The sequence below is a fragment of the Nocardia sp. NPDC050697 genome (assembly GCF_040654395.1).
GTDB lineage: Bacteria > Actinomycetota > Actinomycetes > Mycobacteriales > Mycobacteriaceae > Nocardia.
Genome location: NZ_JBFAHY010000014.1, coordinates 90,866 through 115,401, shown reverse-complemented (window position 1 = coordinate 115,401; position 24,536 = coordinate 90,866). Strand labels below are relative to the sequence as shown.

The 24,536-nt window shown below is 74.8% G+C and carries 23 protein-coding genes; 11 read left to right on the top strand and 12 right to left on the bottom strand.

Annotated features, from left to right (window positions below; all coding sequences use genetic code 11):
- Positions 1–15 precede the first annotated feature (15 nt).
- A complete protein-coding gene (locus AB0H71_RS32995) occupies positions 16–969 on the top strand; it encodes an oxygenase MpaB family protein (RefSeq protein WP_357029176.1) in 954 nt (317 codons plus the stop codon).
- Here the strand turns inward: AB0H71_RS32995 and AB0H71_RS32990 are convergent.
- Positions 966–1,640 carry a TetR/AcrR family transcriptional regulator gene (locus AB0H71_RS32990; protein ID WP_357029173.1) on the bottom strand — a complete coding sequence of 225 codons (675 nt, stop codon included), beginning with the start codon at positions 1,638–1,640 and terminating at the stop codon, positions 966–968. The two genes, AB0H71_RS32995 and AB0H71_RS32990, sit on opposite strands and share 4 nt — an antisense overlap.
- Before the next feature lie 222 nt (positions 1,641–1,862).
- Between AB0H71_RS32990 and AB0H71_RS32985 the strand changes: the two genes are divergently transcribed.
- Entirely contained in the window at positions 1,863–2,768 is a 906-nt protein-coding gene (locus AB0H71_RS32985) for an oxygenase MpaB family protein (protein WP_357029290.1), read from the top strand.
- A gap of 17 nt (positions 2,769–2,785) precedes the next feature.
- Positions 2,786–3,751 carry an oxygenase MpaB family protein gene (locus AB0H71_RS32980; protein ID WP_357029170.1) on the top strand — a complete coding sequence of 322 codons (966 nt, stop codon included), beginning with the start codon at positions 2,786–2,788 and terminating at the stop codon, positions 3,749–3,751.
- On the opposite strand, the gene AB0H71_RS32975 is transcribed toward AB0H71_RS32980, so the two are convergent.
- Entirely contained in the window at positions 3,752–4,897 is a 1,146-nt protein-coding gene (locus tag AB0H71_RS32975) for an LLM class flavin-dependent oxidoreductase (protein WP_357029167.1), read from the bottom strand. It abuts the gene before it with no gap.
- Between the two features lie 150 nt (positions 4,898–5,047).
- On the opposite strand from AB0H71_RS32975, the gene AB0H71_RS32970 reads away from it, so the two are divergent.
- The 6 genes from AB0H71_RS32970 to AB0H71_RS32945 all read left to right on the top strand — a co-directional run bounded on the left by AB0H71_RS32970 (position 5,048) and on the right by AB0H71_RS32945 (position 13,994).
- Complete coding sequence (locus AB0H71_RS32970; RefSeq protein WP_357029164.1) at positions 5,048–6,541, top strand: NAD(P)/FAD-dependent oxidoreductase; 1,494 nt, start codon at positions 5,048–5,050, stop codon at positions 6,539–6,541.
- Positions 6,542–6,604: 63 nt separating this feature from the next.
- On the top strand, positions 6,605–9,796 hold the full coding sequence (locus tag AB0H71_RS32965) for a carboxyl transferase domain-containing protein (protein ID WP_357029161.1): 3,192 nt from the start codon (positions 6,605–6,607) through the stop codon (positions 9,794–9,796).
- 196 nt (positions 9,797–9,992) lie between these two features.
- The gene (locus AB0H71_RS32960) at positions 9,993–10,394 is read left to right on the top strand and encodes a YciI family protein (RefSeq protein ID WP_357029287.1); all 402 of its coding nucleotides are present in this window, start codon (positions 9,993–9,995) and stop codon (positions 10,392–10,394) included.
- Positions 10,394–11,614 carry a sigma-70 family RNA polymerase sigma factor gene (locus AB0H71_RS32955; RefSeq protein WP_357029159.1) on the top strand — a complete coding sequence of 407 codons (1,221 nt, stop codon included), beginning with the start codon at positions 10,394–10,396 and terminating at the stop codon, positions 11,612–11,614. The genes AB0H71_RS32960 and AB0H71_RS32955 overlap by 1 nt, the downstream gene beginning before the upstream one ends.
- Before the next feature lie 158 nt (positions 11,615–11,772).
- Positions 11,773–12,813 (top strand): AraC family transcriptional regulator, encoded by a 1,041-nt coding sequence (locus tag AB0H71_RS32950; RefSeq protein ID WP_357029156.1) that lies wholly within the window; start codon positions 11,773–11,775, stop codon positions 12,811–12,813.
- Positions 12,814–12,971: 158 nt separating this feature from the next.
- Positions 12,972–13,994: a protein phosphatase 2C domain-containing protein gene (locus tag AB0H71_RS32945; RefSeq protein WP_357029154.1), complete on the top strand. Its 1,023-nt coding sequence runs from the start codon at positions 12,972–12,974 to the stop codon at positions 13,992–13,994.
- 36 nt (positions 13,995–14,030) lie between these two features.
- Here AB0H71_RS32945 and AB0H71_RS32940 read toward each other — a convergent pair whose 3' ends face one another.
- Positions 14,031–15,545, bottom strand: coding sequence for an FAD-dependent oxidoreductase (locus AB0H71_RS32940; RefSeq protein WP_357029151.1), 1,515 nt, complete (start codon positions 15,543–15,545; stop codon positions 14,031–14,033).
- A 111-nt stretch (positions 15,546–15,656) separates the two neighbouring features.
- Here AB0H71_RS32940 and AB0H71_RS32935 point away from each other — a divergent pair, with 111 nt between their 5' ends.
- On the top strand, positions 15,657–15,902 hold the full coding sequence (locus AB0H71_RS32935) for a CsbD family protein (protein ID WP_357029148.1): 246 nt from the start codon (positions 15,657–15,659) through the stop codon (positions 15,900–15,902).
- A 163-nt stretch (positions 15,903–16,065) separates the two neighbouring features.
- On the opposite strand, the gene AB0H71_RS32930 is transcribed toward AB0H71_RS32935, so the two are convergent.
- Genes AB0H71_RS32930 through AB0H71_RS32915 form a run of 4 tightly spaced genes read right to left on the bottom strand, consistent with a single transcriptional unit; the run spans position 16,066 to position 19,124 of the window.
- A complete protein-coding gene (locus AB0H71_RS32930) occupies positions 16,066–16,989 on the bottom strand; it encodes a glycosyltransferase family 9 protein (protein ID WP_357029145.1) in 924 nt (307 codons plus the stop codon).
- Position 16,990: 1 nt separating this feature from the next.
- On the bottom strand, positions 16,991–17,944 hold the full coding sequence (locus tag AB0H71_RS32925; protein WP_357029142.1) for a PfkB family carbohydrate kinase: 954 nt from the start codon (positions 17,942–17,944) through the stop codon (positions 16,991–16,993).
- Positions 17,941–18,537 carry an SIS domain-containing protein gene (locus tag AB0H71_RS32920; RefSeq protein ID WP_357029139.1) on the bottom strand — a complete coding sequence of 199 codons (597 nt, stop codon included), beginning with the start codon at positions 18,535–18,537 and terminating at the stop codon, positions 17,941–17,943. The genes AB0H71_RS32925 and AB0H71_RS32920 overlap by 4 nt, the downstream gene beginning before the upstream one ends.
- A complete protein-coding gene (locus AB0H71_RS32915) occupies positions 18,534–19,124 on the bottom strand; it encodes an HAD-IIIA family hydrolase (protein ID WP_357029136.1) in 591 nt (196 codons plus the stop codon). The genes AB0H71_RS32920 and AB0H71_RS32915 overlap by 4 nt, the downstream gene beginning before the upstream one ends.
- Positions 19,125–19,344: 220 nt before the next feature.
- On the opposite strand from AB0H71_RS32915, the gene AB0H71_RS32910 reads away from it, so the two are divergent.
- The gene (locus tag AB0H71_RS32910; RefSeq protein WP_357029133.1) at positions 19,345–21,138 is read left to right on the top strand and encodes a thiamine pyrophosphate-requiring protein; all 1,794 of its coding nucleotides are present in this window, start codon (positions 19,345–19,347) and stop codon (positions 21,136–21,138) included.
- A gap of 99 nt (positions 21,139–21,237) precedes the next feature.
- Here the strand turns inward: AB0H71_RS32910 and AB0H71_RS32905 are convergent, their stop codons facing one another.
- From AB0H71_RS32905 to AB0H71_RS32885, 5 genes are read right to left on the bottom strand one after another with little or no spacing between them, the layout of a single operon-like run.
- Positions 21,238–21,570: a hypothetical protein gene (locus tag AB0H71_RS32905; RefSeq protein WP_357029130.1), complete on the bottom strand. Its 333-nt coding sequence runs from the start codon at positions 21,568–21,570 to the stop codon at positions 21,238–21,240.
- A gap of 16 nt (positions 21,571–21,586) precedes the next feature.
- Positions 21,587–22,036 (bottom strand): hypothetical protein, encoded by a 450-nt coding sequence (locus tag AB0H71_RS32900; protein WP_357029127.1) that lies wholly within the window; start codon positions 22,034–22,036, stop codon positions 21,587–21,589.
- Between the two features lie 13 nt (positions 22,037–22,049).
- A complete protein-coding gene (locus tag AB0H71_RS32895) occupies positions 22,050–22,376 on the bottom strand; it encodes a hypothetical protein (protein ID WP_357029124.1) in 327 nt (108 codons plus the stop codon).
- A complete protein-coding gene (locus tag AB0H71_RS32890) occupies positions 22,373–23,437 on the bottom strand; it encodes a glycosyltransferase family 9 protein (protein ID WP_357029121.1) in 1,065 nt (354 codons plus the stop codon). Before AB0H71_RS32890 ends, AB0H71_RS32895 begins: the two co-directional genes overlap by 4 nt.
- Complete coding sequence (locus AB0H71_RS32885; protein ID WP_357029284.1) at positions 23,434–24,375, bottom strand: glycosyltransferase; 942 nt, start codon at positions 24,373–24,375, stop codon at positions 23,434–23,436. The genes AB0H71_RS32890 and AB0H71_RS32885 overlap by 4 nt, the downstream gene beginning before the upstream one ends.
- Positions 24,376–24,536: the final 161 nt, after the last annotated feature.

The window sequence follows — 24,536 nt, the reverse complement described above, 5'->3', positions numbered from 1 at the left end:
CCCAGGAGAACGACCATGACCACAGCAAGCCCGAAGCACCCCGTCGCCTCGGTGACCCCGCTGCACGACACCGGCGAGATCGAACTGATCTCGCCGGACTCGCTGACCGCGGAGATGGTCGGCCACTGGACCTACCTCATGATGGAGGCCGCCGCCTTCGCCATGCAGGGGTTGCACCCCGTGATCCGCGACGTCACCGACAAGTACTCGGTGGCCCGCACCGACCCCATGGGCCGCGCCATCCGCTCGGTCGACTCGGTGCTGCGCTGGACCTACGGCGGCGCCGAGGCCATCGCCGAGGGCAGACGGCTACGCTCGCTGCACGAACCGCTGCGCATGCGCAATGCCGAGGGCAAGCAGATCAGCGCGCTGAATCCGGCCGCGTACCAGTGGGTCATCGCGACCGCCTACATCACCACCGCCAAGGCGGGGCCGCTGCTGCTCGGCAGGCACTTCACCGCCGACGAACTGGACGGGCTGCTCGCCGACAACATCAAGATCGCGCGCATCCTGCAGGTGCCGATGAAGGGCTACCCGCAGACCCGCGCCGAGTTCGACACCTACTACGAGCACATGGTCACCGAGGTGCTGAACGCCACCGACCAGCAGCGCCGCGAATTCGCCGAGCTGCGCACCGGCGATCTGGAGCAGTTCCGCAAGCTGCCCTTCCCGCTGAACCGGGTGGCGCGGGCGGCCGCCATGCCGATGCTGCGCTTCAACTACCTCTCCCTGGCCGGGCTGCTCGACCCCCGGCTGCGCGACATGATGGGGCTGAGCTGGAGCGACGAGGAGCAGCGCACGCTGGAGCGGATCTACGCCGTGATCCGGGTCGCCTACCGGGTGCTGCCCGAGCGGCTCACCTACTTCCCGATCGCCTACCACGCGCGCCAGCACCACCGGGCGATTCAGAAGATGAAGGTGCGCGAGCTGAAATCGGCCGCGTACAAGGTGCGGCCCAAGCAGGTCTAGGACTCCCCGCCGGGGTGCGGGAAGAGCAGCGGCGCGAGGTGCCGCCTGGCGAATTCCCGCGCCGCGCCGGCGTCGGTGAGCGGGAGCACGCCGCGCGGGTTGGAGATGATCGACATGGTGAGCCGGACGAAGAGCTCGGCCACCACCCCCGCGTCGAAGCGCCCCAGCTCGCCGCGGTCCTGCCAGTACTCGATGTACTGCGCGAACAGCACCCGCCCCTGCTCGATGAACTCGTCGCCGGTGAGGAAATCGGCCAGCTCACCGGCGGCCGAGGAGACCCGCAGGCTGCGGGTGAGCAGCCGCGGCGCCGTCGCCTCGGTGACGTAGGCGGCGAAGATCTCGGCCAGCCCGCTCACCGGCCCCGCGGAATCCCGCAGCGCCTGCACCACGATCACCCCGACCCGCTGCGACTCCGCCATGAGCGCGTACCGCACCAGCGCGGACTTGGTGCCGAAGCGCCGATAGACCGTGGCCACCCCGACCCCCGCGCCCTCGGCGATCCGCACCATGGTCGTCTCCTCGAAGCCGACCTCGGCGAAGCAATCGCGCGCGGCGTCCACGATGCGCCGGGATTTCGGGTCCAGCGCGGAGAGCGCGGCCCAGGAGCGGGCCACCGCGGCCAGCGCCGCCTCGTCCTCGTCGGTGGTCGAGACGTCCGGGCTGGCCTTCATCGCCGGAAGCCTACCGGCCCGGCCCGGTGATCACGATGAGACGGTCTGCCCATCAGCTTCTCAAAGTGATAGTCTGAAGGCGTTGAACTATCACACGGTGCCGTGCGCGGTGCGGCCCACGATCGCCGACGGGGGCTTCCCATGACGACGAACGCAACGGTGCCCGTTGTCCCGCACGGCGGGCGCGCGCCATCGGCCGCCGGGCCGCGGGTGCGCCCCTGGATGCTGGCGGAGTTCCGCAAGCACACCGGCAGCGTGCTCTCCGGCGTCTTCGGCGGCGCCGCCTTCGACCAGGTGGCGCTGGTCCCGGTCGCCGCCGCGGTGGACCGCACCGGCCGGTTCGCCGAGAACTTCGCCGATCGCGGCGTGCGCAGCGGCTTCTCGGCGCTGCTCTCGATCTGGGCCGACCCGGTGGACCGGCAGGCCGAGGCGGAGTGGCTCAAGGAGCGGCACCGCGACGTGCGCGGGCGTGGGCAGGGGGAGTACGCCGGCGTCCGGTACAGCGCGCTCAACCCGCAGACCTGGATCTGGGTCGGGGTGAGCGGGATGTTCCTCTCGCTCAACACCTTCACCCCGTGCACCGGCCACGTGCTGCGGCCGGAGGAGAAGGAGGCCGCCTACCAGTTCGTGCGGGAGGGGTTCCGCGGGCTGGAGCTGGCCTCGCGCGCGGGCAAGCTGCCGCCGGATCTCGCCTCGGCCGAGCAGTACTACGAGCACATGGTCGAGCACGAGCTGGCGGCCAGCCCGTTCCTGGTGCAGCAGTACGCCGGGCTGAAGAAGCTGCCGCTGCCCACGCTCGGCATCTCGCCCGCCGCCCGCGCGGTGCTCACCCCGCTCTGGCTGCTGGTCCGGCCGCTGGTGGGGCACGTCATCCAGGTGTGCTCCGCGCAGGTCATGCACCCGGAGGTGCGGCGCATGGTCGGCTTCGAGCTGCTGCCGCGGCACGACCGCGAGTTCGCGCTCTACCGCTGGGTGCTGCGCACCGCCTGGCGGCTGCTGCCCGACCGCTCCAAGCTGGTGCCGCTGGCCCACAACCGGTTGCAGTACGAGAAGCTCGTCGCCGTGCACAAGCGGTACGCCCTCGATTCCTTCGCGCCGCCGGAGCGCTCCGGCGGGTGCCCGGTCTAGCGATAGTGAGGGTCGAGATGTCTATCGAATCGTCCGGTGCGGCGCAGCCCGGCATGCCGGTGCCGCCGACCGCGGTAGAGCCCCCGGTCGCGCCGGACGTGCCCGTCGCGGCGCCCGCGGAGACCGGGGCCGAACCGGCCTCCGGCCGGCGCACCCCACCCCGCCCCTGGGGCCCGACCTCCCTGAGCTGGAAACGCGGCATCGCCTGGCGCACCGCCCTCGCCAGCCGCGCCACCCTGCTCATGCAGGTCGCGCACCCGGTGGTCGGCGCGGGCGTCGCCGACCACTCCGAATTCCTGAAGGACCGCTGGGGCCGCATCACCTCCACCGCCGCGGCGGCCCGCCGCTTCAGCGGCCTGGAGGGCGAACAGGCCGCGCTCGACGAGGGCGCCCGCCTCCGCCGCCTGCACCGCGACATCAGCGGCACCGACGCCAAGGGCCGCGCCTACCACGCCCTCGACCCCGAGGCGTACCTCTGGGTCGCCGCCACCGGCTACTGGGCGGGCACCGCCATCCGCCGCCTGCACGACATCGAATTCGCCGCCCCCGTCGAAGACCAGCTCTACCGCGAGTGGACCGACCAGGCCCGCGTCCTCCGCATCCCCGAGCGCGTCATCCCCGCCTCCCGCCCCGAATTCTGGAGCTGGTTCGACCACATCGTCGAGGACGTCCTGGAACGCAACGAAACCACCGACCTGCTCATCGAACTCGACCGCCACCCCCTGCCCCCGCACCCCCGCTTCCCGCTCCCCGGCCCGGTCTGGAACCTCCCGGCCCTCCCGCTCGCCGCGCTCCTCCGCCTCACCACGGCCGGCTACCTCCCCCCGGCCCTCCGCGCCCGCCTCGGCCTCACCTGGGACTACCCCCGCGCCGCCCGCTTCGCCACCGTCGTCGCCGTCACCGACGGCCTCGATCGAGTTCTCCCCGAACGCATCCGCTACCCCCTCTCCGCCCGCACGCAAGGCGCGGGGAGCCGGGGCTGATCAGCTCCTGCCCGCCCCGGCGAACGGCGTCCCCCCCGCCACCCGAACCGGCCGATTCGGATGCTGCCACAACCCCTTCCGCTCGAGCACCGGCAACACCCCCTCGCCGAACCAGTACGCCTCCTCGAGGTGCGGATACCCGGAGAGGATGAAGTGGTCGATGCCGAGCGCCGCGTACTCGGCGAGCCGCTCGGCCACCTCCTCGTGCGAGCCGACGAGCGCCGTGCCCGCGCCGCCGCGGACCAGCCCGACCCCGGCCCAGAGGTTAGGTGCGATCTCCAGCCGGTCGCTGTTCCCGCCGTGCAGCTCGAGCATGCGCCGCTGCCCCTCGGACTCGCTGCGGCGCAGGTTCGCCTGGACGCGCTCGATATCGGCGGGGTCGATCCCGGCGAGCAGCCGGGCGGCCTCGGCCCAGGCGGCTTCGGCGGTGTCGCGGCTGATGACGTGAATGCGGAGGCCGAACTCGAGCACGCGGTTCTCGGCGGCGGCCAGCCCGCGGATCCAGTCGAGTTTGGCGCCCACCGCCGCGACCGGCTCACCCCAGGTCAGGTAGGTGTCGGAGTGGCGGGCGGCGATGGGCCCGGCGGGCTGGGAGGAGCCGCCGAAGAAGACCGGCGGTAGCGGATCGGGGCGGTTGGCGAGCAGCGCGTTCTCGACGCGGAGGTGCTCGCCGGTGAAGGTGAACGGGTCGGTGGCGGTCCAGAGCGAGCGCACGATGTGCAGGAACTCGCCGGTGCGGGCGTAGCGCTGCTCCTTGTCCAGGAAGTCGCCGTAGGCGCGCTGCTCGTGCTGCTCCCCACCGGTGACCACATTGAGCAGCAGCCTGCCCGCGGAGTGCCGCTGGAAGGTCGCCGACATCTGCGCGGCCAGCGTCGGGCTCACCAGCCCGGGGCGGAAGGCGACCAGGAATTTCAGCGTGCGGGTGGTCTCCACCAGCATGGCGGTGGTGAGCCAGGCGTCCTCGCACCAGGCGCCGGTGGGGGTGAGCACCGCCTCGAAGCCGTTGTCCTCGGCGGCGGCCCCGATCTGGTTCAGGTAGCGCAGGCTGGCGGGGCGATCACCCGACATGAAGGTGCCGTGGCCGCCGGCGACGAGGCCGCGGGAGTCGCCGTAGGTCGGCAGGAACCAGTGGAAGGACAGGCTCATGGGTGCAGTCTCGCCGGACGCGCGGCGCGGGCGCACCGGTTGTGCTCAGCGGGGTTTTTTCGAGCCGTAGCTAGACGTAACTTGCGGTAGCACGTACCCTCGGTCACCAGCACCCGGCCGAGGGAGTTCGGGGCGGATGGAGCGGAACGCATGACGCGACATGTCGATGTCCTGATCGTCGGCGCCGGGCTCTCCGGCATCGGGATGGCGAGCCACCTGGTGCGCGAGGGCGCCGGCCGCAGCTTCCTGATCCTGGAGCGGCGCGCCGCCATCGGCGGCACCTGGGACCTCTTCCGGTACCCGGGCATCCGCTCGGACTCGGACATGTACACCTTCGGCTACGGCTTCCGCCCCTGGAACGGCACCAAGGTGCTGGCCGACGGCCCGCATATCCGTCGCTACATCGAGGAGACGGCGCGCGAGCACGGCATCACCGAGCACATCCGATTCGGCCGGCGGATGACGGCGGCGCGCTGGTCGAGCGCGGAGGCACGCTGGACGGTCGAGGCGGTGGACGAGGCGACCGGCGCGGTCGAGACCGTCACCGCGAACTTCCTGGCCGGCGCCACCGGCTACTACGACTACGACCGCGGCCACCGCCCGAGCTTCACCGGCGAGGAGCGGTTCGGCGGCCGCTTCGTGCATCCCCAGCACTGGCCGGAGGAGCTCGACGTCGCGGGCAAGCGGGTGGTGGTGATCGGCAGCGGCGCCACCGCCATCACGCTGGTGCCCGCGCTCGCCGCGCTCGGCGCCACGGTGACCATGCTGCAGCGCTCGCCCACCTACATCACCGCGCTGCCCGGCGACGACCCGGTGGCGGTCGCGCTGAAGCGGGCGCGGGTGCCGGACCGGGTCGCCTACCGGGCCGGGCGGGCCCGCAATATCGCGCTGCAGCGGGCCAGCTACCGGCTCTCCCGCCGCAGCCCGGCGCTGGCGAAGAAACTGCTGCTCGCGGCGGTGCGCGCGCAGGTCGGCGGTGACCTGGACATGCGGCACTTCACCCCCAGCTACGACCCGTGGGACCAGCGGCTCTGCGTGGTCCCGAACGGCGACCTCTTCCGGGTGCTGCGCAGCGGCGAAGCGGAGATCGTCACCGACCGGATCGAGACCTTCACCCCGACCGGCATCCGGCTCGGCTCCGGCCGCGAGCTCGACGCCGACATCGTGGTCACCGCGACCGGGCTCACCGTGCAGATGCTCGGCGGCGCCGAGCTCGAGGTGGACGGCGCGCCGGTGGTGGTGCGCGACCGCGTGGTCTACAAGGGCGCCATGCTGGACGGGGTGCCGAACTTCGTCATGGTGCTCGGCTACACCAATGCCTCCTGGACGCTCAAGGCCGACCTGGCCGCCGAGTACTTCTGCCGGGTGCTCGCGCACATGGACGAGCACGGCTACCGGACCGTGGTGCCGGTGGCTCGGGAGGGCGACCGCTCGCCGCACTCCATCATGGGCGCCGCGCTGACCTCCGGGTACATCGCCCGCGGCGACGCGGTGATGCCGCGGCAGGGCACCCGGGGGCCGTGGAAGGTGATCAACGACTACTTCCGGGATCGGGCGTTCCTGCGCACCGGGCCGGTGGACGACGGGGTGCTGGAGTTCAGCCGGGTGCCCGCGGTGCGCCGCGCGAAGGCGCCGGTGAGCTGACCCGGCCCCGCGCCGGCGAGGGGTCGGTGCGGGCGCCGGAGCCTCGCGGGACACACTGTCCCCATGCGCGTGGTGGTGGCGAACAGGGGCGAGGTGGCGGTCCGGATCCTGCGGACCGCGCGGGACCGGGGCTACGAGACCGTGGTGCTGCACACCGCGGCCGAGCGCGGCGGGCTCCCGGTGCGGCTGGCGGACCGCGCCGTCGAGCTGCCGGGGAGCGGGGCCGCGGCTTACCTGGACATCGCGGCGGTGACGAGCGCCGCGGCCACCGCAGGTCCGGGGGCGCTGGTGCATCCCGGCTACGGCTTCCTCAGTGAGAACGCCGAGTTCGCGGCCGCCTGCGCGGCGGCGGGGCTGACCTTCGTCGGCCCGGCGCCGGCCGCGCTGCGCACCTTCGGGGCCAAGCCGGCGGCGCGGGCGGCGGCCGCGGCGGCCGGGGTTCCGGTGCTGCCCGCCACCGCGGCGGGCGCCGATGTGGACGAGGTGGCGCGGTTCCTGGCCGGGCAGCCCGGCGGCGTCATGCTCAAGGCGGTCGCGGGTGGCGGCGGGCGCGGCATGCGGGTGGTGCGCGCCGCGGACGAGATCGCCGACGCCTACGCGCGGTGCGCGGCCGAGGCGGCGGCGGGGTTCGGCGACGGCACGCTGTACGCGGAGGCGCTGCAGGCCGCGGTGCGGCACATCGAGGTGCAGGTGGCCGGGGACGGGACGCGGGCGGTCGCGCTGGGGGAGCGGGACTGCTCGGTGCAGCGGAACCGGCAGAAGCTGGTGGAGCTGGCGCCCGCGGTGCTGCCCGACGAACTGCGTGCGCGGCTGCACGCCGACGCGGTGCGGGTGGCCGGCGGGTGCCGCGGCGTGCTCACCGTGGAGTTCCTGGTGGCGGGGGCGGAGCACTACTTCCTCGAGGTGAATCCGCGGTTGCAGGTGGAGCACACCGTGACCGAGGAGGTGTTCGGGATCGACCTGGTCGGGGTGCAGTTCGACCTGGCGCTCGGGGCGGAGCTGGACGAGCTCGAGCTGCCGGAGCGGGCGCGCGGGTTCGCGGTGCAGGCGCGGGTCAATGCCGAGCGGATCACCGCCGATGGGGCGGTGCTGCCCGGCGCCGGGGTACTCGGCCAGTTCGCGCCGCCGACCGGCGCCGGGGTCCGGGTGGATACCGCCGCCGGGCCGGGGCAGCGGGTGCAGACCGCCTTCGACCCGCTGCTCGCCAAGGTGATCGCGCGCGGGGCCAGCAGGGACGCCGCGCTGCGGCGCTGCGCCGACGCGCTCGGCGAGACGGTGATCGACGGGCCGGACACGAACCTCGCGCTGCTCCGCGCCGTCCTCGCCCGGCTCGCCGGGGAGGAGCCCGTCGACACCGGGTGGTTCGAGCGCAACCTCACCGACCTGCTCGCCGCCGCGGAGCAGCTCGCGGGGCCTGCGGAAGGTGGTGCCGAGACCGAGGACGGTGCACCCGCCGACGGCGCGGCGGAGGCGGCGGCTTCGGCACCCGGCGCCGGAACCCCGACCCTCCGCTCCCCGATGGGCGGCACCCTCGTCTCCCTCCCGGACCCGGGCACGATCCTCGCGCCGGGCGCGGAACTCGCGGTCCTCGAGGCCATGAAGATGCAGCACGTCCTGCGCGCCGAGACCGCCCTGCGGGTCACGGCGGTGCTGACCGCACCGGGTACGGTCGTCGACCCCGGCACCCCGCTCCTCACCTGGACCCCCGAAGCCGACCTCGACCACCACACCGAGACCACCGAACTCGACCTGGACGAGATCCGCCCCGACCTGGCCGAGGTGCACGCGCGCCAGCACCGCACCACCGACGCCGCCCGCCCCGAGGCCGTCGCCAAGCGCCGGAAACTGAACCGCCGCACCGCCCGCGAGAACATCGCCGACCTGGTCGACCCGGAGAGCTTCGTGGAGTACGGCGCCCTCGCCGTCGCCGCCCAGCGCCTCCGCCGCGGCGCCGACGACCTCATCGCCAACACCCCGGCCGACGGCCTGATCGCCGGCCTCGCCACCGTCAACGCCGACCGCTACGGCCCGGACCGCACCGCCGCCGTCGTGCTCTCCTACGACTACACCGTGCTCGCCGGCACCCAGGGCATGCGCAACCACGCCAAGACCGACCGCATGCTGCACCTGGCCGCCGAGCGGAACCTGCCGGTGGTCTTCTTCACCGAGGGCGGCGGCGGCAGACCGGGCGACACCGACCACGGCGGCATCTCCGGCCTCGATGTCACCACCTTCCACGCCATGGGCGCGCTCTCCGGAAAGGTGCCGCTGATCGGCATCGTCTCCGGCCGCTGCTTCGCGGGCAATGCCGCGCTGCTCGGCATGTGCGACGTGGTGATCGCGACCCCGGACGCCAATATCGGCATGGGCGGCCCGGCCATGATCGAGGGCGGCGGGCTCGGCACCGTCACCCCGGAGGAGATCGGCCCGGTCGAGGTGCAGCGCCGCAACGGGGTGGTGCACCTGGTCGCCGCGGACGAGGCCGACGCGGTGCGGCTGGCCCGCCGCTACCTGGCCTACTTCCAGGGCGCCGACGCCGCGTGGGAGGCGCCGGACCCGCGGCTCGCCCGGCACGTGGTGCCGGAGAACCGGCTGCGCGCCTTCGATATCCGCGCGGCGCTGGATTCGATCGCCGATCTCGGCTCGGTGCTGGAGCTGCGCCGGGACTGGGCGCCGGGCGTGCTGACCGCGCTGGCCCGGTTCGACGGCGTCCCCTTCGGCGTGATCGCCAACGACTGCACCCACCTGGGCGGCGCCATCGACGCGCCGGAGGCGGACAAGCTCTCGATGTTCCTGCGGCTGTGCCAGGCGCACCGGCTGCCGATCGTCTCGCTCTGCGACACGCCCGGGTTCATGGTCGGGCCGGAGGCGGAGAAGCAGGCGACGGTCAGCCGGTTCAGCCGGCTGTTCGTGGACGCCGCCGCGCTCACCGTCCCCTTCGGCACCGTGATCGTGCGCAAGGGGTACGGGCTGGGGGCGCAGGCGATGGCGGCGGGGTCGTTCCGCTCGCCGCGGTTCGTCGTCGCCTGGCCGACCGGTGAGATCGGCGGCATGGGGCTGGAGGGGGCGGTGCGGCTCGGCTTCGCCAAGGAGCTGGCCGCGCTCGACGATCCCGAGCAGCGGCGCCAGGCGTACGAGAATCTCGTGGCCGCCGCCTACGAGCACGGGAAGGCGCTCACCGCCGCCACGGTCCTCGAACTGGACGACGTCATCGACCCGGCCGACACCCGCCGCTGGATCCGCACCCTGCGCTGACCGGCCACCGGGCGACCCGCATCCGTGCTGCGGCCCTGGGCGCCGCGCCGGCGGCGCGCCGACACCCCGGCCCGGCTCCGCGCCCGCGGGAAAGAATTCTGCCAGGGTTGTCCGTGCGCGGGGCCCGGCTCCGACGTCCCCGACGAGGCAGCGCCCACCGGGGCGCCGCACGATCGAGGAGAACGCCGTGAAGTACATGATCCTGAGCTACGCCTCGCAGCGCGACTACGACGAGATGGTCGGCAAGACCGACGGCGCCGCGCCGCAGTGGTCACCCGGGGACTTCGCCGACATGGCCGAGTTCATGGGCGCCTTCAACGAGCGGCTGGCCGCCTCCGGCGAGCTGGTCGAGACCCGCGGCCTGCTCGACCCGGCCCGCACCAGGCGGGTGGCGGCCGGGCCGGCCCCGGTGGTCACCGACGGCCCGTACGCGGAGACCGAGGAGGTGCTGGCCGGGTACTGGATCGTCGAGTGCGAGAGCTTCGACCGCGCTACCGCCATCGCCGCCGAGCTGAACGACTGCCCGGCGCCCGCCGCGCGGGCCCGCGCCTACGCCGACGTCAGGCCGATCGCGGAGGACCACGCCGAACTCGGCTGATGTCCGCCCCGGAACCGGTGGGCGACCTGCTGCGCCGGTGCGCGCCGCAGGTCCTCACCGCCCTGGTCCGCCGGTACGGCCACTTCGACGCCGCCGAGGACGCGGTGCAGGAGGCGCTGCTCGCCGCCGTCGTCGCCTGGCCGGAGTCCGGGGTGCCGGACGACCCGCGCGCCTGGCTGGTCGCGGTCGCCGCGCGCCGGCTCATCGACGCGCTGCGCAGCGACTCCGCCCGGGTCCGGCGGGAGGAGCTGCTCGCGCTCCGCACCACCGCCCCCGCCGCCGCGCGCGACACCGACGACACCCTCGAGCTGCTCTTCCGCTGCTGCCACCCGGCGCTCACCCCGCCCGACCGCATCGCGCTCACCCTGCGCGCCGTCGGCGGCCTGAGCACCGCCGAGATCGCCCGCGCCTTCCTGGTCGCCGAGGCCACCATGGGCAAGCGCATCACCAGGGCCAAGCGCCGGATCGCCGGCATCGGGCTCGCCCCGCTCACCCCGGCCGAGCAGCCGGAGCGGCTCGCGGCGGTGCTGCACGTGCTCTACCTGATCTTCACCGAGGGGTACGCCGCCACCGCCGGCCCCGCGCTGCACCGCGCCGAGCTGAGCGCCGAGGCCATCCGGCTGGCCCGGCTGCTGCACCGCCTGCTGCCGGACGAGGCCGAGGTCACCGGGGTGCTCGCGCTCATGCTGCTCACCGACGCCAGGCGCGCCGCGCGCACCGGCGCCGGCGGCGAGCCGGTGCCCATGGCCGAGCAGGACCGCACCCGCTGGGACGCCGCCGCCATCGCCGAGGGCACCGCGCTGATCACCGCCGCGCTGCCGACCGGCATACCCGGCCCCTACCAGCTGCAGGCCGCCATCGCGGCGCTGCACGACGAGGCGCCGAGCGCTGCCGCCACCGACTGGCCGCAGATCGAGCTGCTCTACCGCGAGCTGCGGGCGCGAACGGACAATCCGGTCACCGCGCTGAATCACGCCGTCGCCGTCGCCATGGCGCACGGCCCGGAGCTCGCGCTGCCGCTCGTGCTCGCCTGCGCGGCCGATCCGCGGTTGGCGAGCGATCATCGCCCGGACACGGTATTGGGCCATCTGCACGAGCGGCTCGGCCGCCGCGCGGAGGCCGCCGCGGCCTTCCGCCGGGCCGCCGCGCTGGCCCGCACCCGGCCGCAGCAGCGATACCTGCTGGCCCGGGCCGCGCGGCTGCGGGAATCGGGCGAATAGGGCACGAAGGGCCTAGAAATCCGGGAACCCGTACCTATCGGTCCCCGCTGCGGTTATGGCCTGTCACAGAGATGTCTCCGACGTCTATCGGGGCCCCTCGAGCCGTTGATACATTGCGCCAACCCATCGACCACACGGCATCATCGAGGACGCGACTTATGCTCGAACCGGTTAATTTCCGCGGCACCACCAGCGTGCAGGTGCTCATCCGGTTGGCCGAGGAACGCGGTATGCCCGCGACCGAGACCCTGGAAGGCACCGGCCTGCGCCCGCTCGCGGCGCTGGAGGCCGCGACGCCGGTCTCGGTCGCGCACGAACTGCGGATCGTCGCCAACGTCGTCTCCCGCTTCGGCCGCGAGCCGGGGCTCGGCATCGAGGCCGCGCGGCGGCGCCGGGTGCCGCTCTTCGGGCCGTGGGGGCTCGCCCTGCTCGGCAGCCGCTCGCTGCGCGAGATCGTCGCGGTGACCAGGTACCTGGACCGCACGGTCAGCTCCACCGCGCTCAGCCTGGAGACCGACGAGCGCGAGGCGCGCATCGTCTTCGACCCCTCGATCACCTCGCCCGCGGTGCGCGCCTTCCTGGCCGAGCGCTACCTGGCCGGGGTGCCCGCGGTGAGCCGGGCGCTCTTCGACCACGTCATCCCGGTCCGCCGGGTCACCTTCCGGCACCCGGGCCCGCGCGACACCGTGCGCTACCGCCGCACCTTCGGCGTGGAGCCGGTCTTCGGGGCAGGCGCCGACTCGCTGGTCTTCGACCGCGCGCACCTGGACATGCCGCTGCCGCGCCCGCACGACTGGGCCCGCGGGCTCTGCGAGCAGCTCTGCCGCGAACTGCTGAACCGGCGCCGGGTCCGCACCGGCGTCGCGGGCACCGTGCGCGACCTGCTCATCCGCGACCCCGCGCGGCTGCCGGACCAGACCGCGGTGGCCGGCGCGCTCTTCATGAGCCCGCGCACCCTCTCGCGCCGGCTGAACGAGGAGGGCACCTCCTTCCGCGCCCTGCTCGACGAGGTGCGCGAGGTGGTGGCCGACGAGCTGCTCGCGCACACCCCGATGACCACCGAGCACCTCGCCACCCGGCTCGGCTACTCCGAGGCGGCGTCTTTCATCCGCGCCTTCCGGCGCTGGAAGGGCTGCCCGCCCCAGGAGTTCCGGGCTCGGCTGGAGCGCCCCTCCCCGCGCCTCGCCGCCGCGGGCTGACCGGCCGCCGCCGGAATGGCGGGTCGCCCGCGTGCGGCGGCGGGTTCGCGCGCACGGGCGGACCGGATCGCCTCGGCCGGGAAGTCGCCCTGCGCGGCGTGCGGCGATTCCTGCCGTACTATCGCGGGCAACCGGCCGGGGAGACGAAGGAGGACGGTGTGGACCCTCGTCCACTGCCAGCGGAGGCAGCCGCGGATGGCGCGGGCACACCAGCGGCCCCGCCCGCGCGCCGCAGGGTCGCGCTGCCGCCGGAGAACGCGCCCGCCGATGCGGCGAAAGCGGTGGACGCCGAGGGCAATCCGGTGCGCACCGACTCCGACCGGTTCGCCGCCGATCTCGGCGCCGTCGCGGTGATCACCGACCGCGGCATCACGCACGCCAGGAACGACGACGCGGTCTCCGCCGCGGTGGTGCAGGATCCGGCCACCGGCCGCCCGCTGGCCACCGTGATCGTGGTGAGCGACGGCGTCTCCAGCTCCGACGATCCGCAGGCCGCCTCCGGCGCCGCGGTGCGGGCCGGGCTGGAGGCCACCGTCGCGGTGCTGGAGGCGGGCGGCACCGCCGCCGAGGCCGTGCCCGCCGGGCTGGAGGCCGCCGCGGCCGCGGTGCGCGCGGTCGGCGCCGATGTGGAGAACGCGCCCTCCTGCACCTTCGTCTCGGCGGTGGTGCACGCCGACGGGCCGGAGGGTGTGCTCATCACCGTCGCCAATGTCGGTGACAGCCGGGCGTACTGGCTGCGGGCCGGGGCCGCGCCGAGCAGCGCGGCGGTCGCCACCCAGCCGGAGCTCTCCGTCGTCACCGACGGCGCCGCCGTCGCGGTGCCGTCGCAGCGGCTCACCGTCGACGACTCCTGGGCCCAGGCGCTGGTCGACGCGGGCGCCATGGACGAGCAGGCCGCCATGCGCGATCCGCGCGCGCACACCCTGCTGCGCTGGCTCGGCGCGGACACCTCGCCGAAGCCGTGGTCCGACAACTGCGTTCGCACGCTGCGCACCCGCGGGCCAGGGGTGCTGCTGCTCTGCAGCGACGGGCTCTGGAACTACCTCTCCGATCCGGAGGCGCTGGCCGGCCCCGCCACCGGCGCCGCCCCCGCCGACGCCGCCCGCGAACTGGTCGAGTTCGCGCTGCGCTGCGGGGGGAACGACAACATCACCGTCGCGCTCGCGCCCGTCGCGGGCTGAATCGCGCTGCCGACCGGGTTCGCCGGGCGGGTGCGATCAGGCGTGCTCCGCGGGTTCGCGGTCGGGGGCCGGGTGCGGGGTGAGGTCGCCGGTGGCGGGGCCCTCGATCAGGGTGCCGTCGGCGGCGAAGCGGGAGCCGTGCAGCGGGCAATCCCAGGACTTCTCGGCGTCGTTCCAGCGCACGATGCCGTACAGGTGCGGGCAGACCGCCGAGACCCGGTGCGTCACACCGCCGGTGGTGCAGACCGCGGCCGGCCGCACCCCGCTGTGCCGCACCCGCCCCGCACCCTCGGCGGGCGGCTGCTCCGGCCCGCCGCGCAGCGTGCGCAGCCACCCCGCGGTCATCTGCGCCCCCACCTCGGCATTCGCCTTGGCCGCCGCGGGCAGCGCCTTCACCTCGTCGCGCCGCCAGCTGTCCAGCGCGGGCGCCCACTCCGGCACTCCGCCGGAGATCCGGCCTGCCAGCGCCAGCGCGGCGGCGACCCCGTTGGTCAGCCCCCACTTGGCGTAGCCGGTGCCGGTGAGGATGCGGTGCTCGCCGGGGAGCAGCGGCCCGGCGTAGGGCAGCTCGCCGATCGGCATGTAGTCCTGCGCCGACCAGGTGTGCAGCGGCACCGCGCCCGGGTACCAGCGGCGGGTCCAGTCGATCAGGTCGTCCACCGCGGCCTGCTCCGAGCCGGTCCGCCCGACCGGGTGGCCGTTCCCGCCGACCAGCAGCAGGTCGCCGCGCGCGCTCGGCGTGTACCGCAGTGAGCGGGTCGGCTGGCCCGCGCTCAGGAACATGTCCCGAGTGATCGGGCCGGGCACCTCGAAGGCCGCCAGGTAGGAGCGCTGCGCGGTGAGCCGCGCGAAGAAGCCGCCGCGGTCGAGGATCGGAATGCCGGTGGCCAGCACCACGGTCCCCGCGACCACCGACCCGTGCTCGGTCTCGACCACGGTCTCGCCGTCCGCCCGGTGCACCCCGCGCACCCTGGTGTTCTCGAAGATCGGCGCGGCCGCCGCCTCCACATCCACCGCCAGCGCGGCGAGCAGCTCCATGGGGTCGAGCTGCAGCTGCCCGGCGAGCCGGACGGCGGCGCGCGCCGGGAACGGGACATCGGGGTCGTCGACGAGCTCGGCCGGCAGCCCGGCCTCGCGCGCGATGGCGTGCTCGGCGGTGACCATGTCCAGCTCGGCGGCGGTCGGGGCGTAGGTGTGCGCGTCACGGTGCTCGATGCCGACCCCGGCGCCCGCGCAGTACGCGGTGACCCAGTCCAGCGCCGCGCTATTGGCGGCGACATACTGCCGCACCGTCTCCGGCGAGTGCTTGCGCGCGATCTGCTGCAGCCGGGTGCCCTGCAGCAGGCTCACCTTCCCGGTGGTGCCGCCGGTGGTGCCCGCGCCCACCCGCCCGGCCTCCAGCACCGCCACCTTCGCCCCGGCGCGGGCCAGCACCAGCGCGGTGACCAGGCCGGTGAGCCCGGCGCCGACCACCACCGTGTCGAAGCGCAGCCCCGGGGTGAGCCGGAGCCGGGGCGGCGTACGGGTTTCCTGCAACCACAAGGACGTCATGGACGCGACATAGCCGATGCGGCCCGATCCAATCGTCGTGATTCGGCTCGCGCCTCCCGGGTAGCCGATCGATGTCCGCCGAAGCAGTCGATATGTCGGAGGTTGAGTTCCATGACCGAAAACAAGAGTGGACCCCGCGAGGGAATCGAAGGTGCCGTCGAGGGCGCCAAGGGTGCCGTGAAGGAAGCCGCCGGCTCCGTGACCGGGCACAACGACCTGCGTGACGAGGGCAGGGCGCAGCAGGACAAGGCCGCGTCGCAGCGGGAGGCCGCCGAGAAGGAGGCCGCCGCCGAGAAGAAGCGGGCCGAGGCCGATCTCGACGAGCAGAAGCAGAAGGCGTATCAGCAGGGGCAGTAGGGTCCGCTGAGCGTTGCGAACGGGCGCCGGGTTCGACCTGGCGCCCGTTCGCGTGTGCGGGGCCCGCGATGTCGGCGCACGCAGCCGGGCCGGTGCCCGTGGGGCCGCGGAGCCCGGTCGCGGAGCCCAGCGGCGGAGACGGGGCGCGAAGCCCGGCTGAGGGTCAGTGAGCGGTGGCGGACAGGTGGGCCACGGCGGCGTCCAGGACGTCCTCGACCGTGATCGCGAGGAGCCCCGGAGCGGGGTCCGGCCCGTGCGGGTCACCGATCTCGCCCGCCCAGAGCGCGGTGTGCCGGGGCCGATCCGCGGGCGGACCCCACCAGGCCGGGGGATTGGGCCCGAAGACGAGGACCGAGCGGGTGCCGTAGGCGGTGGCGAGGTGGCCGACCCCGGTGTCGTTGGTCACCACGAGGGCGGCCTCCGCCACCAGCGCGGCGAGGGTCGCGAGGTCGTCGCGGCCAGCGCGGACGGCGACGGGCGGGAGCCCGGCGCCCACCGCCTCGGCGAGGGCGCGTTCGGCGGAGCTGCCGGTGACCACGACCTCCGAGCCGGTCGCGGCGAGCGCGCGGACGACGGCCGCGAAGCGCGCCGCGGGCCAGCGGCGCGCACCGGAGCTGCCGCCCGGGTGCACCACGACGCACCCCGGCGCGGGGGAGGCACCCGGCGCCTCCAACCCGAGTGCGCCGGGGTCGCAGGGGATTCCGGCGCGGTCGAGCAGCAGGCACCAGCGCCGCACCTCGTGCTCACCCGCGTCCCATCCCGGGCCGCCGATTCCGGGCCGAGCCGGATTGCGATGCGTGACAATCCTTTCCGGCGCGAGCGCGAGCAGGTCATCGATGCTCTGCGGCCCGCTCCCGTGCAGGTTCACCGCGAGGCCGAGCGGCTCGGTCCAGCGCAACGAGCCGAGCCCGGAGGTCGGGTGCACCGCGTCCACGCAGCCGGTAAGCGCGGCCAGCGGCCGCGACCAGGCGGGCGCGGCGAGCACCAGCCGGTCACCGGGGTACGCGGCGCGCAACCCGCGCAGCGCGGGAACGGCGGTGAGCAGATCGCCGAGCCCGAGCGCGCGCAGCGCGAGCACGGTCCCCACGTCAGCCCGCCACCCGCCCGGCCACCGGGTCCACGGTGGTCCCGACCGCCGTGGCCGCACCACCGCGGACGAACTCCGCCGCCGCCCGCACCGCGCGGCCCACCGCCGCGACGGGATCGGCCCCCGCGGCGAGCGCGGTGGTCGCGGCCGCCGCGAATCGATCACCGGCCCCACAGGTATCGGCGCCCTCCGCCGCCCGGTCCGGCGCGGCCAGCGGAATCGCCCGCACCCCGCGCGCATCGCCGAGCACCGCCCCCTCCGCCCCGAGCGTCACCGCGACGGCCGCCGCCCCCCACATCCGCAGCAGCTCGGCAACCATTCCCTCGGCCGACGATGCGCCGGTGAGCGCGGCCGCCTCCGCGCGATTGGGGGTCGCCAGCGTGACCCCGGGAATCGGCGCGGGCCCGCGCGGATGCGGATCCCACACCACCGGAACCCGCCCCGCGAGCTCGGTGAGCACCGACCTGATCTCCGGGTGCGCCGCCACCCCGCGCCCGTAATCCGCCACCAGCACCGCCCCCGCCCCGCGCAGCGCGGCGCGCACCTCGGCGGTGAGCGGCGACCCCGGCACCCGCCCGGCACCGTGGTCGAGCCGGGTGATCGGCACCGGCTCCGGGCCGCACCGCCCGGTCCCGTCGGCCCACGGCCCGGTGGCCCGCACCCGCTCCTTGCAGACGGTGCCGCCGCGCAGCGGCAGCGGCAGCACCCGGACCGCGCCCGCGAGCAGCTCCAGCAGCCGGTCGCCGCCGGCGTCGGCGCCGATGCCGCCGAGCAGCAGCACCTCGCCCGCCTCCCCGGCGGCGAGCAGCGCCGCCAGCCCGGCGCCGCCGGGGCGGTAGGTGCGGGAGACGATGTCGACCACCGGGACCGGGGCGTCGGGGCTGCGCCGCTCGGCGCGGCCGTCCACGTCGATATCGAGCAGGATGTCGCCGACCACCACCACCGGGCCGCTCACCCGAGCGCGGCTTCCAATGCGCGGCACAGCGAATGGACGAGCACCAGGTGCATCTCCTGGACCGTCGAGACGGTCTCCGCCTCCACGGTGAGCGCGTCGTCGCAGAGCGCGGCGAGCGGGTTCGGCGGCGGCCCGGTCAGCGCCCAGGTCACCATGCCGACCTCCTTCGCCGCCTTCGCGGCCGCCACCACGTTCGCGCTGGAGCCGCTGGTGGAGAGGACGAGCAGGATGTCACCGGCGCGGCCGTGCGCGCGCACCTGCCTGGCGAACATCTCCTCGATGCCGTAGTCGTTGACGATCGCGGTGACGCTGGAGGTCTCGGCGTGCAGCGCGAGCGCGGAGAGCGGCCTGCGCTCGCCCTCGAACCGGCCGACCAGCTCCGCCGTGAGATGCTGCGCCTCCGCGGCGCTCCCGCCATTGCCGCAGGCCAAGAGCCTGCCATCGCGGTCGTAGAGCGCGGCGAGCTGCTCGCCCCAGCGCCGGAGCCTGCCAGCGGCCTGCCCGCCATTGCGGTGCAGCGCCGCGCCGAGCGCGTCGAAGTGCCGCCGCAGGACGGCGTCGGCGCTGTCGGTGTCCGTGCGGAGTTCGCTCACGGCTCGTCCCTTCCGGATCGTTCGGCGGGCCGCGGGCCGTACAGCGCGACCGCGACGGCTTCGGTGATATCGGTGGCCACGCAGGCGGTCGCGCGCGCCCGCTCGATCTCCTCGGCCCTGGTGACGGCGGTCGGCACGAGCACCGCGCCGGCCCCGGCGGCGAGCGCGGCGTCCACGTCGGCGCCGATATCGCCGATCACGACGCACCGCTCGGGGGCGGTACCGAGCGCCGCCGCGGCGGCCAGGATCAGGCCGGGCCGCGGTTTGCGGCAACCGCAGCCGTCGTCCGGGCCGTGCGGGCAGATCTGCCAGGTGTCGAAGGGGCCGAGCAGCTCCTCCACCCGGGCCAGCACGGCGGCGAGCTGCTCCGGCGAGATGAGCCCGCGCGCCACCCCCGACTGGTTCGAGACCACCCCGACCCGGACACCGGCCGCGCGCAGCAGCGCGAGCTGCGCGGCCGCGCCGGGCACCGGGCGCACCAGCGCGGGGTCGGCGAGGTAGGGAACGTCGACGATGAGCGTGTCGTCGCGGTCGAAGAGCACCGCGTCCGGTGGACGTCGCTGTCCGATCCGGTCGGACGTCGTCATCGCCGCTCCCTCCTGTCGGCCCCCGTGGAACAGCACCCGGTCCCGACCCGGCCGCGGCGTCGTTGCCGCAGCTCCCGGCGGGTGTGGCGGGAGGTGTTCCGACCGCGTTGTGCCCGCGCCTCTCCGCCCGAAACTTCTTCTTCGCCGCGCCCGCCGCGCGTCGTTTGGCCCCGGATCGAGCGGGCAGAGCGCAGGGGACGCCGACCACGAGGAGAGCGATATGGCCGACACCGTCGGAGATCTGATTCTGCGCCGCCTGGGGGAGTGGGGGGTGCGCCAGGTCTTCGCGTATCCGGGCGACGGCATCAACGGCCTGCTCGCCGCCTGGGAGCGGGCCGCCGACCCGCCCGCCTTCGTGCAGACCAGGCACGAGGAGATGGCGGCGTTCGCGGCGGTCGGCTACGCCAAGTTCAGCGACCGGATCGGGGTGTGCGCGGCCACCGGCGGGCCGGGCGCCATCCACCTGCTGAACGGGCTCTACGACGCCAAACTGGACCACGTCCCGGTGGTCGCGCTGGTCGGGCACACCGACCGCACCGCGCTCGGCGGCGCGCACCAGCAGGAGGTGGATCTGCCCGCCGCCTTCGCCGACGTCTGCGCCTACGCCCCGCTCTGCACCGTGCCGGAGCAGCTGCCCGCGCTGCTCGACCGCGCGGTGCGGACCGCGCTCGGGCAGCGCGCGCCGACCGCGGTGATCATCCCCGGCGACGTGTTCGGCGCGGAGTACAGCCCACCCGAGCACGCCCCGAAGCACGTGCCGTCCAGCCTCGGGCTCGGCACCGCCACGCTCGTGCCCGACCCCGCCGACCTGCGCCGCGCCGCCGACATCCTGAACAGCGGCGAGCGCGTGGCGATCCTGGCCGGGCAGGGTGCGCGCGGCTGCGCGGCGGAGCTGACCGAGATCGCCGAGCTGCTCGGCGCCGGGGTGGCGAAGGCGCTGCTCGGCAAGGACGTGCTCGCCGACACCGAGCCGTGGGTCACCGGGTCGCTCGGGCTGCTCGGCACCACCGCGAGCCACCACCTCATGCGCGGCGCCGACACCCTGCTCACCGTCGGCTCCAGCTTCCCGTACGCGGAGTACCTGCCGGAGTTCGGCGCCGCGCGGGCGATCCAGATCGACCGGGACCCCGCCATGATCGGGCTGCGGCACCCCTACGAACTCAATGTCGTCGGCGACGCCGGGGCCGCGCTGCGGGCGCTCATCCCGCTACTGGAGCGCAAGACCGACCGCTCCTGGCGGGAACACATCGAGGGCGAGGTGGCGCACTGGTGGCAGCTGGCCGGCGAGCTCGCCGAGCTGGACGCCGACCCGGTGAACCCCATGCGGATCGTGCACGAGCTCTCGAAGCAGCTGCCGCCGGACGCGGTGGTGACGGCGGACTCCGGGACCGCCACCGACTGGTACGCGCGGCACCTGCGCTTCCACGGGTCGGTGCGCGGGTCGGTCTCCGGCACGCTGGCCAGCATGGGGTGCGCGGTGCCGTACGCCATCGGGGCCAAGTGGGCGTTCCCGGACCGGCCGGTGATCGCCCTCGTCGGGGACGGGGCCATGCAGATGAACGGGCTCGCCGAGCTCATCACCATCGCGCGGTACTTCCCGCGCTGGACCGATCGGCGGATGGTGATCGCGGTGCTGCACAACAACGATCTGGCGCAGGTCACCTGGGAGCTGCGCGGGATGCACGGCTCGCCGCGCTTCCCCGACTCCCAGGAGCTGCCCGACGTCGACTACGCCGCCTTCGCCCGCGGTCTCGGGCTCGGGGGTGTCTCCGTCGACACGCCCGACGCGCTCGCGCCCGCCTGGACCGAGGGGTTGCGCGCCGATCGCCCCGTCCTGCTCGACATCCGCTGCGATCCGAATGTCGCGCCCATCCCGCCCCGGGCCGGCGTGGACCAGATCCGCTCCCTCGCCTCCGCGCTCCTGCGCGGGGACGACGACGCGCGCGCCATCGTCACCCACGGGGTGAAACAGAAGGCACGCCAGTACCTCTCGAAGCTCACGCCGGACGATTGAGCAGGCGAGGCGGTGGGCACTGTCGCCCACCGCCTCGCCGGTTCATGCCGCCCCGCAGGGGCCCGGGTCCGGGTACGGAGTACCCGGGTTCACGAACCTCTACTTGGGAACGAGGATCCCGCTGAGATCCGCGTCGCGGATAGGCGTCGAGGCATTCGCCTGCGCCCGGCACATGAGGTCGATGGCGCCGATGGCGGCATCCACGGTCGTGGCGTCCGGCGTCGAACCCCGGTCGTTCTCCAGGTACTTGGTGACGGTCGTCCGCTTGTCCTCGTCGGACTGCGCGATGTACTCGTTGCAGGGCGTATCCCCACCCCGGTTCACCGCCTCCTCCACCTGGTCGCAGCCGGCCCCGCCGAAGACCGCCGCCGTGACGACGAACGCGATGCCCGCGATCCGGGGCAGCCGATGCCCGATACTGGTGTGCCGCATGATGTCCTCGCGAGGGTCAGTTGCCGAAGCCGACCAGGCCGGATGCCAGGTCGGAGATGCCGAGCGCGGCGAGCGCCCGCTGCCGGACGTCGGGGCAGGTCTTGACGGTGATGGTGTCCACCACCCCGCGGTCCCGCACCACGATGTCGTTGAGCCCGCCGTTGCGGGCCGCCCAGCCCTGCACGGTGGTGTTGTAGGAGAGCTTGGCGCCCGCGCCGCCCTGCGCCCACCCCTCGATCTCGGGGGCGATGCTCTCGCAGAGGTCGCGCTCGGCGCTCGCGGTGATGGTGTCGGTGTCCGGCACCTCCGCGGTGGTGCCGTCGGCGGGCGGGGGGAAGGTCAGCGTGATGGAGCCGCCGCCGGTCGCGGTGGCCGGGACCGGGTCCACGTCGGGGCCGTCGCCGGAGCAGCCGGCGAGCAGCAGGGCACCGGCCACCGCGATGGCGCACAGGTGGAGCGAACGCATGGAGCCCTGCCCGTCAGTGCCCGCCGGGATCGGTCAGGCTGCGCCCCTCCAGGGCCTTCACCCGCCGATGCTCCAGAACCACGAGGGCAGCGCCGACCACCAGGCAGACGCCGCAGGCGATGCCGGCGATGATCGCCCAGCCCTCGAAGCCGTAGCCGGCCGCGACCAGGGTCAGCCCGACCAGCACGATGCCGAGCCCGACCAGGATCATGCCCGGCCAGTTGCGGGTGTCCTCCAGCGCTTCACCGGCGTGCGACCGGGTGGTGCGCGAGTCGTCCGGGAAGCTGTGCCCGGAGACCGGGACTTCCCGCCTCTCGCCGGGTGTGTTCGGGGCGCTCATAGCGAGGTCCTTTCTGCCACGTCGAACGGGGGCTCTCCGGTCATACCCGGCACCACCGCGGTCAATCGTGCGAGCCGCGCGACCGCCGCCACCACGGCGCTGCCGGCGATCCCGTCGAGGCAGGGGTGGCCGGGGACCGGGCACTCGCGCGCCCTGGTGTCGCGGCAGGCCGCGTACTGGTCGCCGAGCAGCACCGTCGGCACCCCGTGCGGCGCCCAGCGCCGGGCCGGGACCACCGGTGCGAAGAGCGAGACCACCGGCGTGCCGACCGCCGCCGCCAGGTGCGCGGGCCCGGTGTTCGGCGCGACCACCACCGCGGCATCGCGCAGCACCGCGGCCAGCCCGCGCAGGTCGGTGGCGCCGCCGAGGTCGGTTCCGCCGCCCGCGGCCGCCGCCGCGGTGAGCCCGCGCTCCCCGGGCCCGCCGGTGACCAGCACCCGGTGCCCGGCCGCGGCGAGCGCCGCGACGATCGCGGCGCCGCGCTCCGGCGACGGCCGCCGGGCCGGGACCGCGGCGCCGGGGTGGTACACGACGTAGCCGGGGCCACCGGTCAGGCCGGTCACGTCGGGCAGGTCGGCGCGCACCCGCAGCCGGTCGTCCGCCGCCGGGAACCCGGCCGCGGCCGCCAGCGAGAGCGCGCGCAGCGGCTCGGGGAGGTCCGGCCGCACCCGGTGCCGCAGATCGAGCAGCGAGCCCGGGTAGTCGTCGCTGATCGCGCTGATCCGCGGCACCCCCGCCAGCCGGAGCAGCAGCGCCAGCGGCAGCGGCGACTGGTGGAACGAGGTGAAGATCAGCGCCTCGTCGACCCGCGCGGCGCGCACCCGCTCGATCAGCTCGTACACCTCGGGCGCGGCGAGCGGCGGCGGGTCGAAGTCGACCCAGACCGCGCGGAAGCGCAGCAGGTGGTCGACGCTGGGCAGCAGCTCGGCCGCCGCCACGCCGTTCGGCCCGGCCAGGAAGGTCACCGCGCGCGCCGCGCGCGCCACCGCGCGGACCGCGGGCCCGGTCAGCAGCACATCGCCCGCGCTGTCCAGCCGGGCGACCAGGACGTGTCCGGTCACCGGGCGACCTGCGCGAGGAGCGCTGCCCAGCGCCGGACGAAGGCGTCGATGCCGAAGTTGACCTCCGCCCAGTGCCGCGCGGCCTTCCCGGCGAGCGCCGCGAAGATCGGCTCCGCGACGAACTGCCGGATGCCGTCGGCCAGGATCTCCGGATCGGTGGAGACCACGCCCGCCTCCGGCGGGATGGCGGCGGCGGCCTCGGTGGTGCCGACCGCGACCACCGGCATACCGAGGTACATGGCCTCCAGCACGGAGAGGCCGAGCGAGGTCCAGCGCGGGGTGTGCAGGTAGACCCGGTGCTCGGCGAGCTCCGCGTGCAGCCGCTCGGTGCGGTGGTCGCCGCGGCCGCGCACCCGCTCCGGCGGGCAGCCGAGCGCGGTGTGCAGGTCGTCGGTGCCCATGCCGAAGACGTCGATCGGCGCCCCGGCCGAGAGCGGGGCCAGCAGGTCGGTGCCGGTGATCCGGCCGCGCCGCACCGGCTCGTTGATGCAGGTGGCGGCGCGCGGGACGGTGCCGGTGTAGCGCGGGCCCGGGTCCGGGATGCCGTGCGGCACAACGGCGGTGGGGGCGCGGCCGCAGTCCCACATGAGCCGGTTGAAGTCGGTGACGTGCACCACCGGGATATCCGAGCGCTCGGCGAGCGGGTGCCTGCTGGTGGCGGCGTGCTCGCGCGGGGTGTTGTGCTCGACGTAGAGCGCGGGCAGGTCGCGGCCGGGTGTGCGGCCGGTCCACTCGGCGGCCAGCCCGAGCTCCTCCGGACGTTGCAGCACCACCACGTCGATCGGGTGGTCGCGCAGGTCGGCGGGGGCGATCTCGACCGCGCGGTCCGGCCACGGCCGCGCGCAGCGGCCGAGTGCCCAGTGCCCGAGCGCAGGGTCGGTGGGGAGCAGCGAGGTGTGCGGGCCCTGGACGAACGAGGTCGTCCACGACCCGTGCACGTGCCAGACGAGAACGTTCAGCGGGGCGGCGGTACCGCGCCGGTCCGGCGCTCCGCCGGGGTGATCCGTTGTCGCAGCGTCCATGGCGCCGTGGTGCCCGGCGCCGCGCGGTCGAAACCGGCACTCACCCGGCCCGCCGCCGGGGTCCATCGGGCGCCTGC

Bases quoted from the DNA above. Each gene is read 5' to 3' on its own strand.
- AB0H71_RS32940 (WP_357029151.1), bottom strand. From the start codon at position 15,545: ATGACGTCCTTGTGGTTGCAGGAAACCCGTACGCCGCCCCGGCTCCGG.
- AB0H71_RS32915 (WP_357029136.1), bottom strand. From the start codon at position 19,124: ATGACGACGTCCGACCGGATCGGACAGCGACGTCCACCGGACGCGGTG.
- AB0H71_RS32905 (WP_357029130.1), bottom strand. From the start codon at position 21,570: ATGCGGCACACCAGTATCGGGCATCGGCTGCCCCGGATCGCGGGCATC.
- AB0H71_RS32910 (WP_357029133.1), top strand. From the start codon at position 19,345: ATGGCCGACACCGTCGGAGATCTGATTCTGCGCCGCCTGGGGGAGTGG.
- AB0H71_RS32955 (WP_357029159.1), top strand. From the start codon at position 10,394: ATGTCCGCCCCGGAACCGGTGGGCGACCTGCTGCGCCGGTGCGCGCCG.
- AB0H71_RS32970 (WP_357029164.1), top strand. From the start codon at position 5,048: ATGACGCGACATGTCGATGTCCTGATCGTCGGCGCCGGGCTCTCCGGC.
- AB0H71_RS32995 (WP_357029176.1), top strand. From the start codon at position 16: ATGACCACAGCAAGCCCGAAGCACCCCGTCGCCTCGGTGACCCCGCTG.
- AB0H71_RS32935 (WP_357029148.1), top strand. From the start codon at position 15,657: ATGACCGAAAACAAGAGTGGACCCCGCGAGGGAATCGAAGGTGCCGTC.
- AB0H71_RS32975 (WP_357029167.1), bottom strand. From the start codon at position 4,897: ATGAGCCTGTCCTTCCACTGGTTCCTGCCGACCTACGGCGACTCCCGC.
- AB0H71_RS32950 (WP_357029156.1), top strand. From the start codon at position 11,773: ATGCTCGAACCGGTTAATTTCCGCGGCACCACCAGCGTGCAGGTGCTC.
- AB0H71_RS32900 (WP_357029127.1), bottom strand. From the start codon at position 22,036: ATGCGTTCGCTCCACCTGTGCGCCATCGCGGTGGCCGGTGCCCTGCTG.
- AB0H71_RS32985 (WP_357029290.1), top strand. From the start codon at position 1,863: ATGCTGGCGGAGTTCCGCAAGCACACCGGCAGCGTGCTCTCCGGCGTC.
- AB0H71_RS32960 (WP_357029287.1), top strand. From the start codon at position 9,993: ATGATCCTGAGCTACGCCTCGCAGCGCGACTACGACGAGATGGTCGGC.
- AB0H71_RS32965 (WP_357029161.1), top strand. From the start codon at position 6,605: ATGCGCGTGGTGGTGGCGAACAGGGGCGAGGTGGCGGTCCGGATCCTG.
- AB0H71_RS32980 (WP_357029170.1), top strand. From the start codon at position 2,786: ATGTCTATCGAATCGTCCGGTGCGGCGCAGCCCGGCATGCCGGTGCCG.
- AB0H71_RS32895 (WP_357029124.1), bottom strand. From the start codon at position 22,376: ATGAGCGCCCCGAACACACCCGGCGAGAGGCGGGAAGTCCCGGTCTCC.
- AB0H71_RS32990 (WP_357029173.1), bottom strand. From the start codon at position 1,640: ATGAAGGCCAGCCCGGACGTCTCGACCACCGACGAGGACGAGGCGGCG.